Origin of the sequence: Gleimia europaea ACS-120-V-Col10b (assembly GCF_000411155.1) — a bacterium.
GTDB classification, from domain to species: Bacteria; Actinomycetota; Actinomycetes; order Actinomycetales; family Actinomycetaceae; genus Gleimia; species Gleimia europaea_B.
Genome location: NZ_KE150266.1, coordinates 725,895 through 738,748, shown reverse-complemented (window position 1 = coordinate 738,748; position 12,854 = coordinate 725,895). Strand labels below are relative to the sequence as shown.

At 60.1% G+C, this 12,854-nt stretch carries 13 protein-coding genes; 9 read left to right on the top strand and 4 right to left on the bottom strand.

Annotated elements, in window-relative coordinates; all coding sequences use genetic code 11:
* Positions 1 to 51: 51 nt before the first annotated feature.
* From HMPREF9238_RS03350 to deoC, 4 genes are read left to right on the top strand one after another with little or no spacing between them, the layout of a single operon-like run.
* Positions 52 to 465 carry a cytidine deaminase gene (locus HMPREF9238_RS03350; protein ID WP_016444036.1) on the top strand — a complete coding sequence of 138 codons (414 nt, stop codon included), beginning with the start codon at positions 52 to 54 and terminating at the stop codon, positions 463 to 465.
* Between the two features lie 4 nt (positions 466 to 469).
* The gene (locus tag HMPREF9238_RS03345) at positions 470 to 1,753 is read left to right on the top strand and encodes a thymidine phosphorylase (RefSeq protein WP_198009490.1); all 1,284 of its coding nucleotides are present in this window, start codon (positions 470 to 472) and stop codon (positions 1,751 to 1,753) included.
* A 3-nt stretch (positions 1,754 to 1,756) separates the two neighbouring features.
* Positions 1,757 to 2,314, top strand: coding sequence for a hypothetical protein (locus tag HMPREF9238_RS03340; protein ID WP_016444034.1), 558 nt, complete (start codon positions 1,757 to 1,759; stop codon positions 2,312 to 2,314).
* Complete coding sequence (gene deoC / locus HMPREF9238_RS03335; RefSeq protein WP_016444033.1) at positions 2,311 to 2,961, top strand: deoxyribose-phosphate aldolase; 651 nt, start codon at positions 2,311 to 2,313, stop codon at positions 2,959 to 2,961. The genes HMPREF9238_RS03340 and deoC overlap by 4 nt, the downstream gene beginning before the upstream one ends.
* A 79-nt stretch (positions 2,962 to 3,040) precedes the next feature.
* Here the strand turns inward: deoC and HMPREF9238_RS03330 are convergent, their stop codons facing one another.
* Positions 3,041 to 4,738 (bottom strand): phospho-sugar mutase, encoded by a 1,698-nt coding sequence (locus HMPREF9238_RS03330; protein ID WP_016444032.1) that lies wholly within the window; start codon positions 4,736 to 4,738, stop codon positions 3,041 to 3,043.
* Between the two features lie 51 nt (positions 4,739 to 4,789).
* Complete coding sequence (locus HMPREF9238_RS03325; RefSeq protein ID WP_016444031.1) at positions 4,790 to 5,620, bottom strand: purine-nucleoside phosphorylase; 831 nt, start codon at positions 5,618 to 5,620, stop codon at positions 4,790 to 4,792.
* Between the two features lie 94 nt (positions 5,621 to 5,714).
* Here HMPREF9238_RS03325 and HMPREF9238_RS03320 point away from each other — a divergent pair, with 94 nt between their 5' ends.
* The 3 genes from HMPREF9238_RS03320 (at position 5,715) to HMPREF9238_RS08760 (ending at position 8,284) form a co-directional block, all read left to right on the top strand.
* On the top strand, positions 5,715 to 7,196 hold the full coding sequence (locus tag HMPREF9238_RS03320; RefSeq protein ID WP_016444030.1) for an NAD(P)H-quinone dehydrogenase: 1,482 nt from the start codon (positions 5,715 to 5,717) through the stop codon (positions 7,194 to 7,196).
* 13 nt (positions 7,197 to 7,209) lie between these two features.
* The gene (locus tag HMPREF9238_RS03315) at positions 7,210 to 7,971 is read left to right on the top strand and encodes an LOG family protein (protein WP_040316466.1); all 762 of its coding nucleotides are present in this window, start codon (positions 7,210 to 7,212) and stop codon (positions 7,969 to 7,971) included.
* A gap of 145 nt (positions 7,972 to 8,116) precedes the next feature.
* Positions 8,117 to 8,284: a DUF3117 domain-containing protein gene (locus HMPREF9238_RS08760; protein WP_083938911.1), complete on the top strand. Its 168-nt coding sequence runs from the start codon at positions 8,117 to 8,119 to the stop codon at positions 8,282 to 8,284.
* 49 nt (positions 8,285 to 8,333) lie between these two features.
* Here HMPREF9238_RS08760 and HMPREF9238_RS03310 read toward each other — a convergent pair whose 3' ends face one another.
* Positions 8,334 to 8,984 (bottom strand): O-methyltransferase, encoded by a 651-nt coding sequence (locus HMPREF9238_RS03310; RefSeq protein ID WP_016444027.1) that lies wholly within the window; start codon positions 8,982 to 8,984, stop codon positions 8,334 to 8,336.
* Between the two features lie 69 nt (positions 8,985 to 9,053).
* On the opposite strand from HMPREF9238_RS03310, the gene HMPREF9238_RS08565 reads away from it, so the two are divergent.
* A complete protein-coding gene (locus HMPREF9238_RS08565) occupies positions 9,054 to 9,545 on the top strand; it encodes a twin-arginine translocase TatA/TatE family subunit (RefSeq protein WP_016444026.1) in 492 nt (163 codons plus the stop codon).
* A gap of 109 nt (positions 9,546 to 9,654) precedes the next feature.
* Here HMPREF9238_RS08565 and HMPREF9238_RS03300 read toward each other — a convergent pair whose 3' ends face one another.
* Positions 9,655 to 10,782: an Mrp/NBP35 family ATP-binding protein gene (locus HMPREF9238_RS03300; protein ID WP_016444025.1), complete on the bottom strand. Its 1,128-nt coding sequence runs from the start codon at positions 10,780 to 10,782 to the stop codon at positions 9,655 to 9,657.
* 92 nt (positions 10,783 to 10,874) lie between these two features.
* On the opposite strand from HMPREF9238_RS03300, the gene HMPREF9238_RS03295 reads away from it, so the two are divergent.
* The gene (locus HMPREF9238_RS03295) at positions 10,875 to 12,836 is read left to right on the top strand and encodes an acyltransferase family protein (protein ID WP_016444024.1); all 1,962 of its coding nucleotides are present in this window, start codon (positions 10,875 to 10,877) and stop codon (positions 12,834 to 12,836) included.
* The last annotated feature ends 18 nt before the right edge of the window (positions 12,837 to 12,854 follow it).

The window sequence follows — 12,854 nt, the reverse complement described above, 5'->3', positions numbered from 1 at the left end:
ACCGTTAGCCCCCAAATTCTTGGGGGCTAACGGAGATCCCTAAGGAACACCATGACTGAAATTAATGAAGAAGTCTGGACCAAGCTGTACGAAGCTGCGGTAGCTGCAAACAGCAGAGCTTACGCGCCCTACTCGAACTACCGCGTGGGCGCTGCTGCGCTCGTGGATGACGGGCGCATTGTCACTGGATGCAACGTGGAGAACGCGGGCTTGGGAGTCACACTATGCGCAGAATGTGGCCTGATTTCCGACCTCATTAACGGAGGCGGCGGGCGCCTTGTCGCATTCACCTGCGTGAACCAGGAAGGTGACCATATTGTGCCGTGCGGCCGGTGTCGCCAAATCCTGTTCGAGCACGGAGGCAAACAGCTTCTTATGAAAATGCCCCGAGGCATCCAAACCATGGCCGAGGTCCTTCCAGACGCGTTCGGCCCAGACGACCTAGATGAAGTTGAAAGGTCATAGAATGATGAAAACTTTTGACGCAGTAGACGTTATCCGTCACAAGCGTGACGGCGGGGAACTAACCCCCGAAGAAATCGACTGGATCATTGACGCTTACACTCGCGGTGACGTGGGTGAAGAGCAGATGGCGGCCATGGCGATGGCGATCTTCCTAAACGGAATGACGCGCGCTGAGATTGGGCGGTGGACGCTTGCAATGATTAACTCCGGTGAGCGCATGGACTTCAGCTCGCTACCGCGCCGCACCGCAGATAAGCATTCAACCGGGGGAGTGGGTGACAAGATCACGCTACCCCTCGCCCCGCTGGTAGCAGCATTCGACGTGGCTGTCCCCCAGCTTTCCGGCCGTGGACTCGGACATACGGGTGGCACTCTCGACAAGCTGGAGTCCATTCCCGGTTGGAGGGCTAACCTATCTAACCAGGAAGTTGTTGACATGCTGGCCGGCCCCGGATGCGTAATCTGCGCAGCTGGTTCTGGCCTCGCCCCTGCGGATAAGAAGCTGTACGCGCTGCGCGACATCACTTCCACCGTGGATTGTATTCCGCTGATTTCCACATCGATCATGTCGAAGAAGATCGCGGAGGGCACCGACTCGCTCGTTCTGGACGTGAAGGTCGGCTCCGGCGCGTTCATGAAGGATCTGGATAAGGCACGCGAGCTTGCCCGCACGATGGTTGATCTTGGTACTGACCACGGGGTTAAGACTTCCGCGCTTCTTACCGATATGTCCACCCCGCTGGGTCTTACCGTTGGTAACGCCCTCGAAGTTCGCGAGTCCGTTGAGGTGCTCGCCGGGGGCGGCCCGGCTGACGTCGTTGAGCTAACCGTGGAGCTTGCTCGCGAGATGCTCACCGCTGCTGGCAAGCCGGACGCGGATGTTGAGGCCGCGTTGAAGGATGGTCGCGCAATGGATCGCTGGAGGGAAATGATTATCGCTCAGGACGGTGATCCGGATGCTCCACTTCCGGTGGCAAAGGACACGCACGACGTTGTTGCCGAGCGCGACGGTTACCTAACCCGCCTCGACGCGCTTTCGGTTGGCGTGGCTTCGTGGCGTCTTGGCGCTGGTCGTGCCCGCGCGGGCGAGGATGTTCAGGCAGTTGCCGGCATTGAACTGCACGCTAAGCCGGGCGACAAGGTCGTTAAGGGACAGCCACTCATGACGCTGCACACGGCAACGCCGGAGCGTTTCGAACGCGCATTGCAGACGCTGGAAGGCGGCTACGATATTAGCGATGAGAAGCCGGCTGAGCGCGCCTCCGTGGTGCTGGATCGGATTAGCTAACTGATGCATAAGCAGGCTACGGATACGACGTGTGGCATTGCGGCCGCCCTCCAGGTGGCCGCAAAACACGTGCCCTCTGTCCACAAATATGCGGACATGAACGCAGCTGAGGCAGCTTTGGAACAAGAACGCGTTCACCGCATCGCCTCGCGCATGGGAGTGCCCTGGCCCCGTAGGCTAGGCACTTCCACATGGGCGATGACGGGCCTGCTTAATCGCGCTACGGGCCTGACGTATCGGCGATACGCATGGATTCCGGGCATTGAGGATTTGGCGTTGTCCGCCCTGAAAAGGGGCGCGGACGTCGCGTTCTTCACGGGCGGGGGAACATTGAAGCTGAAAGAACCGTGGTGTTTTGCAGATGTGATTCCCCGTCACGTGATTACCGCCTCCATGCGGGGCGAGCAAATAGAGATTTTTGAGCCCGCAGAGGGCAAATATTGGACGATGGAGTGGAACGATTTTGTTGCCCGCTCCCACTCGTGCACACGCGAGCGCGCGTTTGGAAATTGGCAGCGCGTGCTCGTTGCTGTAATACCGGAAGGAATGGAGAAAACATGAAGCGTGCAGAACTTGCAAAAATGATCGATCACACCCTGCTGAAGCCGGAATCGACCGCGAAGGACGTTGCGGCATTGATTGCAGAGGGCGCGCAACTGGGCACTTTCTCGGTTTGCGTTTCTCCGAACCAGCTCCCCATTGAGGTTCCTGAGGGTCTGAAGGTCGCCGTGGTGTGTGGCTTCCCCTCGGGTGCACACATGCCGGAGGTAAAAGCCGCCGAGGCACGCCAATCGGTTGCGCTGGGCGCGCAGGAAATCGACATGGTTGTGAACTTGAAGCTCGTTAAGGAAGGCAAGTTTGCCGAGGTCGAGGCTGACATTCGCGCTGTCCGCGAAGCTAGCGAAGGCGCGCTTTTGAAAGTCATCATCGAGTCTGCGGCGCTGACTGATGAGGAGATCGTGGCTTGCTGTAAGGCTGCTGAGGCAGCGGGAGCTGACTATGTGAAGACCTCCACGGGTTTCCACCCGGCCGGGGGCGCTTCGGTTCACGCTGTGAAGCTGATGCGCCAGACCGTGGGGGATCGCCTGGGCGTTAAGGCTTCGGGCGGTATTCGTGACACCAAGACCGCGCTGGAAATGGTTGCGGCTGGTGCTTCCCGCCTGGGACTGTCTTCGTCGAAGGCTATCCTCGCGGGCATGGATGACTAATCTGAGATAACAAAGGTTTGGGCCGGGCATTTGCAAATGCCCGGCCCAAACCTTTTGCGGATCTACTACCAGCTATGCGTTAGATACCCAGCGCCTCACGCATGTCTTTCTTCATGAGTTCGAGGCGACGGTCAGCCTCGTCACGAACGTCGTCCATACTGGCGCCCTCGGGAACCGCAACAATGGTTTCGAGGTAGCACTTGAGCTTCGGTTCCGTGCCGGACGGGCGGGCCACAACCCGGTCGCCACGTTCGGACAGGAACACGAGGCCGTCTGTGGGCGGAAGCTCTGGAGAGCCTGCAGACAGGTCCGTAACGGACTTCAGCGGCGAGCCGGCAAGCTCCTTGAGGCTACCCCCGCGTAGGTTCTCCATGCCCTTGGGAATGAGCGATAGGTCTGCGACGCGGATAGATAGGGGAGCGGTTGCGTACAGGCCGTGACGGCGGGCGAGGTCGTTTAGGGCCTGCAGCAGTGACGAGCCGGCGGCCTTGCGCTCCGCAGCCATCTGGGCGAGCTCGAGACAAGCGGTGATGCCATCCTTGTCGCGCACATAGTCTGGGTCAACGCAATAGCCCAGGGCTTCCTCGTAACCAAATACAACCCCGGGTACGCGCGAAATCCACTTGAAGCCGGTGAGCGTCGCCTTGTAGGCCACGTTGTAGTGCGCGGCAATCTGGGACAGCAAGCGTGAAGACACGATCGAGTTGGCCACCACCGCGTCGGTTCCGGCGTGTTCGCGCACGACTTTCTCCCCCAGCAAGGTGCCCACTTCGTCGCCGGCCAGCTGCCGCCAGCCGCCCTTGGCACGCGGATCCTTAATAGCGGCCGACATGCGGTCCGCATCCGGATCGTTGGCGAGGATGAGGTCGGCATCTACCTTGCGGGCAAGTTCGTAAGATAGGTCCAAAGCGCCCGGCTCCTCCGGGTTCGGGAACGCAACGGTAGGAAAGTCCGGGTTGGGATCGTGCTGTTCCTTGACGATGTGAACGTCCTTGAAACCGCCGCGGTTAAGTGCTTCGAGGCACGTGTCGCCGCCCACGCCGTGCATGGAGGTGAGGACGATCCGCAGGTCTTTTTGGCCCTCGGGCACGAGTGATGCCGCGCGGGTCAGGTATTCGTTCAAAATATTCTGGCCCAGGGTTTGCCACCCGTCCTCGGCAATCGGAATGGCCTTGATGGACTTTACCGCCTTGATCTGGGCAAAGATTTGCGCGTCGAACGGGGGCACGATTTGCGCGCCCTGGCCCGAATCGCTGACGGTTCGCCCGCCCAAGTACACCTTGTAGCCGTTGTCTTGGGGCGGGTTGTGCGAGGCCGTGACCATGACCGCCGCGTCGGCGTTAAGGTGGCGCAGAGCAAAAGCAGTAACGGGTGTGGGTAGGTGCTGGTCAAACAGGTACACCTTCCCCCCTGCTGCGGTGGCGATGCCAGCCGTGTCTTTCGCGAACTGGTCAGACTGATAGCGGGCGTCATAGCCCACAACCATGGTGAAGTCGTCTCCAACTTTTTCTTTGAGGAAGGCGACGAGGCCGGCGGCCGCGCGAATAACGACGGCTCGGTTCATGCGGTTGGGGCCGGCACCGAGCTTGCCACGCAGGCCAGCCGTACCAAATTCGAGGGTGCCGTCGAAGCGGTCAGCCAACTCGACTTCAGCTTCGGCGCTTGCCTCACCACCGGCTTTATACGTGGCGAGGAGGCCTTCGATTTCAGCTCTCGATTTCTCGTCTGGATCGTCGTCGATCCACTGTTGGATTAGGCGTTCATTGAATGTCGCCATGGGTTTCCTTCCGGTAACAGCGCATGCGCTGGGGCGCCCGGTCGGGCGCTATTAAAGGTTGCGGACAATGTTGGCAAGCAGGTTCGAGATACGCGGTCCTGCTGCTTGTCCGGCTTCGATCACTTCCTCGTGCGATAGGGGCGTTTCCGAGATTCCGGCCGCCGCGTTGGTGACGAGGGAAATGCCGAGTACTTCCATCCCGGCCTCGCGCGCGGCGATGGCTTCAAGGGTGGTTGACATTCCAACAAGGTCGGCGCCTAACACTTTTGCCATACGCACTTCTGCGGGGGTTTCGTAGTGAGGCCCGCGGAACTGGCAGTAGACGCCTTCGGGTAGGGTGGGGTCGATTTCGCGGGCAAGGTCGCGAAGCCTTTGCGAGTACAGGTCGGTGAGGTCAACGAAAGTTGCGCCTTCTAGTGGCGAGGCCGCCGTGAGGTTGATGTGGTCGGATATGAGCACGGGTTGGCCCGGCGCCCATTCGGGGTGCAGGCCGCCACATCCGTTGGTGAGGACGGCGATCTTCGCGCCGGCTGCAGCGGCGGTGCGAATACCGTGGGCCACGGCGCGCACGCCGCGTCCCTCATAGTAGTGGGTGCGCGATCCGAGAACGAGGGCGTGTTTGCCGCTGGGAAGTTCGATGGAGCGGGTGAGGCCCACGTGGCCTTCCACCGCTGGCTTGGTGAAGCCGGGAACTTCGTGGGCGGGAATCTCCGCTACGGTTTTGCCAATGAGTTCGGCGGCGCCGCCCCACCCGGAGCCGAGCACGAGCGCGATGTCGTGCTGCTTAACGCCGGTGCGATCCGCGATGTATTTCGCTGCTTCTTCAGCGCTTTCAAAAGGGTCATTAACGTTTAGTTCATTGTTTTGAATGGTTTGATTCATAACGATCCATTTTACTGGAAAATTGTGATGGAGAACCATTTGATAGGTAACAATGAGGAAGTGTCCAATTATCTTTTTGTGAGGGATTGATCGTATGACTAGCGTCGAGCAGGCTGCGGACTCAGGTTCGCACCGCCCGGGGGCTGAGCCGGCAGCGTCGCCGGTTAGAGAAGGCTCGAAGGTCGTAATTATTGGCGGCGGGCCGGGCGGTTATGAGGCTGCAACGGTTGCGGTTCGACTTGGTGCCAAGGTTACGTTGGTGGAAGCCCAGGGCTTGGGCGGCGCGGCGGTTTTGACCGACGTGGTGCCCTCTAAGACGCTGATTGCTACGGCGCAGTGGCTGACGCAAACGGAGCAGGCCGACGAGCTTGGGATCGGCGTGGGCACGGATCGCCCAACGGCTGATCTGATGCGGATTAATGAGCGTGTGCGCGCTTTGGCTAGTGCCCAGTCTCGTGACATTCGCGCGGGTCTGGAAACCCTCGGTGTGAGCGTGGTTGATGGAGTGGGCAGGATCGGGGCGTCACTGCTTCCCGATGGCACGCGCGAAGTGTTTGTGTCGCAGGGTTGGAACGAGGCCGCCCAAGATCAGATCAATATGGTGCTACGCGCCGACGTGGTGCTGATCGCTACCGGAGCTCGCCCGCGCGCACTACCGGGTTCGCCGTTTGATGGCGAGCGGATTTTGAACTGGGTGCAACTGTACGGCATGAAAGAGCCGCCTGAGCATCTGATTGTGATCGGCTCGGGCGTTACAGGCGCGGAGCTGGCGGGCGCCTACCAAGTGTTGGGCACCAAGGTGACGCTGGTATCCTCGCGTGATCGCGTGCTCCCAAATGCGGATGAGGATGCCGCGCGCCTGATCGAGGACGTGTTTGAGCGCCGCGGAATGGTGATTAAAAGTCACGCGCGGGCCAAGGCTGCCAGGCGCACGCCCGCAGGCGTGGAGGTTGAGCTGGAGTCCGGCGAGGTGCTAGGTGGCTCCCACGTGCTGATTGCAGTCGGTTCCGTGCCCTCCACGAAGAGGATCGGCTTAGAGGAAGCCGGGGTTCGTCTAACTGAGCGCGGTCACGTGAAGGTAGATAGGGTCTCACGCACGTCCGCCTCGCACGTGTATGCGGCCGGGGACTGCACGGGGGTATTCCCACTGGCTTCGGTGGCCGCACAGATGGGGCGCATTGCGATGTGGCACGCGCTGGGCGATGCGGTGAAACCACTGGACGTGTCCCTGGTTGGTTCCACGATTTTCACCTTGCCGGAAGTCGCCACGGTTGGTATGACTGAAGAGCAGGCGAGGTCGAATCATATGAACATCAAGATCGCTCAACTACCTATCGCGCGTAACCCGAGGGCAAAAATGCAGGGCGTGCGCGATGGTTTCGTGAAGATTTTTGCCGAGACCGACACAGGCGTCATCACCGGCGGCGTGATTGTTTGCGAGCGCGCGTCGGAGCAGATTTTCCCGCTTACGCTCGCGGTGACTCACCGGATGACGGTCGATCAACTGTCTTCGGCGTACACGGTTTATCCATCGATTTCGGGCACGCTGTCCGAGGTCGCCAGAATGTTGCACTGATTGTGGGGTAGAAGTGAGCCCAAAAACGAAACGTCCAACTTACCGGCGCGGTCCGCTCCTTTACAGGGGCAGGCAGGTGCCAAAAGAGACCACGGACGCATACTTGTTGAAGCCGCAGTCCGACGCGGATTGGATCCACTCGGACCCGTGGCGCGTGCTTCGCATCCAGTCTGAACTTGTGGAAGGGTTCGGCGCGCTTTCCGAAGTTGGCCCCGCAATTTCGGTGTTCGGCTCGGCCCGTACCCACCACGAGAGCGAGGATTACGAGGTGGCGCACAGGATCGGCGTTATGCTCGCTGAGCGCGGCCTGGCCGTCATTACGGGCGGCGGCCCAGGGATCATGGAGGCCGCAAATAAGGGCGCGGTTGAAGCGGGCGGAGTCTCAGTTGGCCTCGGCATTGAACTGCCCCACGAGCAGGGCATGAACAAGTGGGTTGATCTGGGCGTGAACTTCCGCTACTTCTTTACCCGCAAGCTCATGTTCGTTAAGTATTCGCAAGGGTTCGTGGTGATGCCGGGCGGTTTTGGCACGTTTGATGAACTGTTTGAAGCGCTCACGCTGGTGCAGACCGAGAAGATTCGCCGGTTCCCGATTGTGCTGGTTGATACAGCCTACTGGGGCGGCCTCGTGGACTGGCTGCGGAACGTGATGGTGCAAGAAGGAATGATTCACGAAGCCGACCTGGATCTGATTCACCTGGTGGACACGCCCGAACAGGCGATGGCGGTAATCGAAAAGTTCCTGCCTGAAGACATTCAACGGGTGCGCAAGTAGCGTGCGTGAATGTGACCAGCAGGCGCGTGAATGCGGGCAGTTTCGCGCTCTCTCATGCTGAAAGCGGCGGGTCGCGATAGAATGAAGCGGGAGTAAGGGCGGCTTAATTCGTGATCGCCCGCAGACGAGGGGAAGGATTTTACACGTGGCTGCAATGAAACCTCGTACCGGAGATGGGCCTATGGAAGCGTCCAAGGAGGGGCGCGGAATCGTGATGCGCATTCCTTCTGAGGGCGGTGGGCGCCTGGTTGTTGAACTCACGCCTGATGAGGCTAAGGTGCTTGCGAAAGAACTCCAAGCGGCTATCTCTTAGCGCTTACAAAATGGTGCCGGCTACGTGCCGGCACCATTTTTGTTTTGTCTTATCTGCGGATCGCGACTAGTAGGCCGTCACCTACGGGCAGGATTTGGGTCACCCAGTCGCTGGAGTCAGCAATGTCTTTGGCCAGCTGGCGCATCGCCACCGTGTCGGGTTCACGCCTGGCGGGGTCGGCTACCTGGTCGTGCCAGAGGGCGTGGGCGATGATCATGAGGCCGCCCGGGCGGAGCATGCGCGTTGCATGCTCAACGTAGGCGGGGGTTTCACTGACGGCACCGTCGAGGAACATGAGGTCGTAGGTGCGCGAGGCCATGCGGGGCAGCACGTCGAGCGCGCGGCCGGTAATGAGCCTGGTGCGCGGTGGCCTCATGCCCGCAGCAGCAAACGCGGCGCGGGCAACGCGGTGGTGTTCCGCGTCAAAGTCAATACTGGTCAGGACGGCGTCCTCGCTCATGCCCGATAGTAGCCACAGGCCGGAAACTCCCGTGCCCGTACCGATTTCGGCTACTGCTTTGGCGCCGCACGCGGCAACGAGGGAGCGCAGGGTTGCGCCGGTGCCGGGGGAGACGGGCGAGCATCCGAGGTCTTCGGCCTGTAGGCGCGTAGCCATTAGCACGTCACCCTCGGGTACGAATTCTTCGCAGTAGGACCAACTTAGTGCCTTATCGGTAGCGATGATGCGCCCCTTTCCCAAAATGTTTGCGCAGTTGCGTATAGTTTATCGTCTTGGGCTAATAGTTTCGTGCCCCATTAGAATAGGGATATGGGTTTTTCGATCAGTGGCAGTGAGTTCTTGGTGATCCTCGTGGTCATCATGCTGGTTGTGGGCCCCTCTAGGATGCCGGCGGTGGCCAAAGGCGTGACACGCATCGTGAAAAGCACGCGCTTGCAGCTCACAAAGTGGCGGGCTTCGCTGGATGATCAGATGGGTGATGACTTCAAGCAGGTTGATCTGACAAAGCTTGACCCACGTCAGTATGACCCGCGTCGTTTGATTCGCGAGGCGGTGCAAGAGGAAATGGATGAGTGGAAGAAGCTCATGAACCCGCTTGCCCCGCTGCCGCCCTCATCTAAGCCGTCCGCTGCTCACTTCGGTGGGGAGGGCAAAACTTCGGCGCAAACACCTGTGAAGTCAGAGGCGTCCCAGTCCCCAGCTGTGCCCGCGCCTGTCGTGCCGGTAAAGCCCCGGAAGATTCGCGTGTCCTCCTCGCCAACAATGAAGACCAGGGCAAAGACGCTGAAGCGAGGAAAGTAGCTGCGGCCACTAGCCGGACGATTTTCGGGCATTAGATAGTTTTGGGTAAAAGTAATGGAGCAGTTCAGAAAAACTGCTCCATTACTTCTTGCTGTTTTGCGGGCCGCCCCTACTTGGGGGTCACGCCGAGTTGGCGCCCCGCAAGACCGCGCGCATGCTTGCCAAGCTTTGCGGCCAGGTCATTTAGCACGGTTGAGGCGGGCGAGTCAGACAGTGCAACGGGCCTGCCTTCGTCCCCACCTTCACGCAGGTCCACATCTAGCGGAATCTGTGCGAGTAGTGGCACCTCGTAGCCAAGTGCGCTGGACAGGCGCGCTGCCACGGTAGATCCGCCGCCCTCACCAAAGAGGTTCAACTGCGTTCCGTCAGGTTGGGGCAGGTAAGACATGTTCTCCACTACGCCCACAACGCGCTGGCGGGTCTGGCCCGCGATGGATCCGGCGCGCTCGGCAACCTCGGCGGCAGCCAGCTGCGGCGTGGTGACAACCAGGATCTCCGCGTTGGGCAGAAGCTGCGGGATCGAGATTGCAACGTCGCCCGTGCCCGGCGGAAGATCAAGAAGCAGAACATCGAGGTCGCCCCAGAACACGTCCGCAAGGAACTGCTGGATTGCGCGGTGCAACATGGGGCCGCGCCACACAACGGCCTGCCCGTCCGGCACAAACATGCCGATCGACATGACCTTAACGCCATTGGCAATGGGGGGAATCATCATGCCGTCAATAACCTGCGGCTCGTGCTCAACCCCCATCATGCGCGGAATTGAGAAACCGTAAATGTCAGCGTCAACCACGCCAACTTTCAAGCCCTGCTTAGCCATCGCGGCCGCCAGATTCGCGGTCACCGAAGACTTCCCAACTCCGCCTTTACCGGAGGTCACCGCAATGACGCGCGTGAGCGATCCGGGCTGGGCGAACGGAATCTCGCGTTCCTCCACTCCGCCGTTAAGCTGCTCACGCAAAGCCTTGCGCTGCTCCTCATTCATGGCGCCCATGATGACGCGCACGCCAGTCACGCCCTCCAGGGCAGAAAGGGTCTTTTCAACTTGTTCATTAATGGTGTGCTTAAGCGGACAGCCAGCGGTGGTGAGCAAAATGTTGACGGTCACGTTGCCGCCGTCAATGTCGATGTCTCCCACCATGTTCAGTTCAGTGATTGGCCGCTGAATTTCGGGGTCAATGACGGAGCTGAGCGCTTCGCGCACCTGTTCTTTTGTAAGCGTACTCATACACGCCATACTAGTCGCTCTCAAGATGGGATGCCTTACCGGGTTAGTCTAAGAGGCAGAAAAATCTCGGGGCTATCGATTTGCGAGGCGGGTTGCAATAGGTGATTGGTGAAGTGGCGGGCAAGCAGGTGTCAGCAGGAGGAAAGAAGCAGGAGCTGCAGGCTCCTCGCAGACCCGAGGCGCGCACCCCCGCTCGGCGAGTTCGTGGCCTGGACGGTTTGCGAGCGCTCGCGGCCGCAGCGGTGTTGGCCTACCACTTGATCCCCGGCGTCGCGATTGGCGGCTTCCTGGGGGTGGACGTGTTCTTCGTCCTGTCCGGGTTTCTAATCACCGCCCTCTTGATCCGAGAAAATCAACGGTTTGGCGGCATTAACTTGAAGTCGTTCTGGTTGCGCCGCGTTCGCCGCCTACTTCCTGCTGTGGCCTTGATGTCTGTTATCACTTTGATTGTGGCGGGGGTTTTGAATCGCGACCTGCTGGTGGGTATTTTGCCGCAGTTCGTAGGCGTCCTCACGTTCTCATACAACTGGGTGGAAATCTCGCAGGGCGTTTCCTACTTCAACCAGGCGCAGCCACATTTGTGGACAAACGTTTGGTCCTTGGCTGTGGAACAGCAGTTTTATCTTCTGTGGCCTCTAGTGGTGGTGGGTATTTTATTTTTGCCCCCAAAGTGGCGCCCGGTGGTGCCGTTTATCTTCGCGGTTGTCTCGGCCGGCCTGATGGCTTTTTGGGCGGCGGGAACAACCGAGTTCACCCGTGCCTACCAGGGCACGGATTCGCACGCGTTTGGTCTGATGCTGGGCGCCGCCCTCGCAATGGTGGCAACCGACCCGATGGGCATGCCAGACAGGGTTGCAGATGGTTGGCAAAAGTGGTGGCGCGGCCTACTGGCGTGGATTTCGCTGGCCATCATTGTGAGCACCTGGTTCCTCATTCCCGATGATCGCGCGTGGGTGTACCCGTGGGGCACTCTCATCGCGGTGGTTGCAACCCTTGGGTTGATTCAGGGCTTTCTTCCCTCGGTGGACGAGGCGGGTGGGCCCGGCCACTTCCTCGCCAACCTGTTGGATTCGCGGCCCCTGGTGTGGCTGGGGGAGCGCTCCTACGGGATCTACCTGTGGCACTGGCCCCTGTGGGTGATCGCCAGCAAGATGTTGCCGGCCGCTTCGATGGGTGTAATAACGCTGATGGTGATTGCCGGGTCGGTGCTGGCCGCCACGCTCTCGTACCACTACGTTGAAGTTCCTATGCGCCAGGAGGGAATCGGGGCAACTATAAAGCGGTGGCTGGGCCCCTCGTGGGATCTGATCGACCCTTCCACGCCAATGCCCAAAGCCCCGCAGTGGCAAAGCTACCGGCGGATTATGGCGCCGGGCCTCGTCGCCGTTGTGGTGGTTGGAACCGTGCTCGGCTTCCTCCTGTCCGCCCCAGAAAAAACCCAGGCGCAGCTCGCTGTTGAGCGCGGCCAGCAAGCTCTGCAAGGTAGCTCCGAGCCTACGGGCCAACCCACCGAGGCGAGCGCGGAAGATCAGAAACACCCGCTGAGCCCTGCCACGGGGGAGAACACCGTGGTTTACGGTGATTCGGTGACGGTTGCTGCGGCTGCGCACCTGCAAGATTTACTGCCCGGCGTGCAGATCGACGCGGAGGTGTCTCGCTCGGTAATTCAAGGTATTGACCTGATGCGCGGCGATGCCCAGGATGGCTCACTCCGCACATACGTGGTGGTTGCGCTGGCCACCAACGGGCCGGTAGATCCCGAACAGCTTGATGACATGGTGAAGACCATCGGGCCGGATCGGCGCCTCGTGCTCGTCACCGGTTTTGGGCCCGCGCGCACCACGTGGGTGGAACCGTCGGCAAACCTCATTCGCGAGTTTGCGCAGAAGCATTCTGATGTTGTGCGGGTAGCGGACTGGAACGCCGCAATCCGCGATCGCACCGACTTGCTCGCTTCCGACTACGTACATCCAGACGATGACGGCGCCAAGATTTTTGCTCAAACCGTGGCAGATGCGCTTGCAAGTTTTAGCCAGGCAGACTCCGAACCTACCGAAAAATAGCGGGCAAATCGCGGGTCA

What these genes read in the sequence shown, in the direction of transcription:
- HMPREF9238_RS03320 (WP_016444030.1), top strand. Translation starts at nt 5,715, where the DNA reads ATGACTAGCGTCGAGCAGGCTGCGGACTCAGGTTCGCACCGCCCGGGG.
- HMPREF9238_RS03300 (WP_016444025.1), bottom strand. Translation starts at nt 10,782, where the DNA reads ATGGCGTGTATGAGTACGCTTACAAAAGAACAGGTGCGCGAAGCGCTC.
- HMPREF9238_RS03325 (WP_016444031.1), bottom strand. Translation starts at nt 5,620, where the DNA reads ATGAATCAAACCATTCAAAACAATGAACTAAACGTTAATGACCCTTTT.
- HMPREF9238_RS03350 (WP_016444036.1), top strand. Translation starts at nt 52, where the DNA reads ATGACTGAAATTAATGAAGAAGTCTGGACCAAGCTGTACGAAGCTGCG.
- HMPREF9238_RS03340 (WP_016444034.1), top strand. Translation starts at nt 1,757, where the DNA reads ATGCATAAGCAGGCTACGGATACGACGTGTGGCATTGCGGCCGCCCTC.
- deoC (WP_016444033.1), top strand. Translation starts at nt 2,311, where the DNA reads ATGAAGCGTGCAGAACTTGCAAAAATGATCGATCACACCCTGCTGAAG.
- HMPREF9238_RS08565 (WP_016444026.1), top strand. Translation starts at nt 9,054, where the DNA reads ATGGGTTTTTCGATCAGTGGCAGTGAGTTCTTGGTGATCCTCGTGGTC.
- HMPREF9238_RS03330 (WP_016444032.1), bottom strand. Translation starts at nt 4,738, where the DNA reads ATGGCGACATTCAATGAACGCCTAATCCAACAGTGGATCGACGACGAT.
- HMPREF9238_RS03345 (WP_198009490.1), top strand. Translation starts at nt 470, where the DNA reads ATGAAAACTTTTGACGCAGTAGACGTTATCCGTCACAAGCGTGACGGC.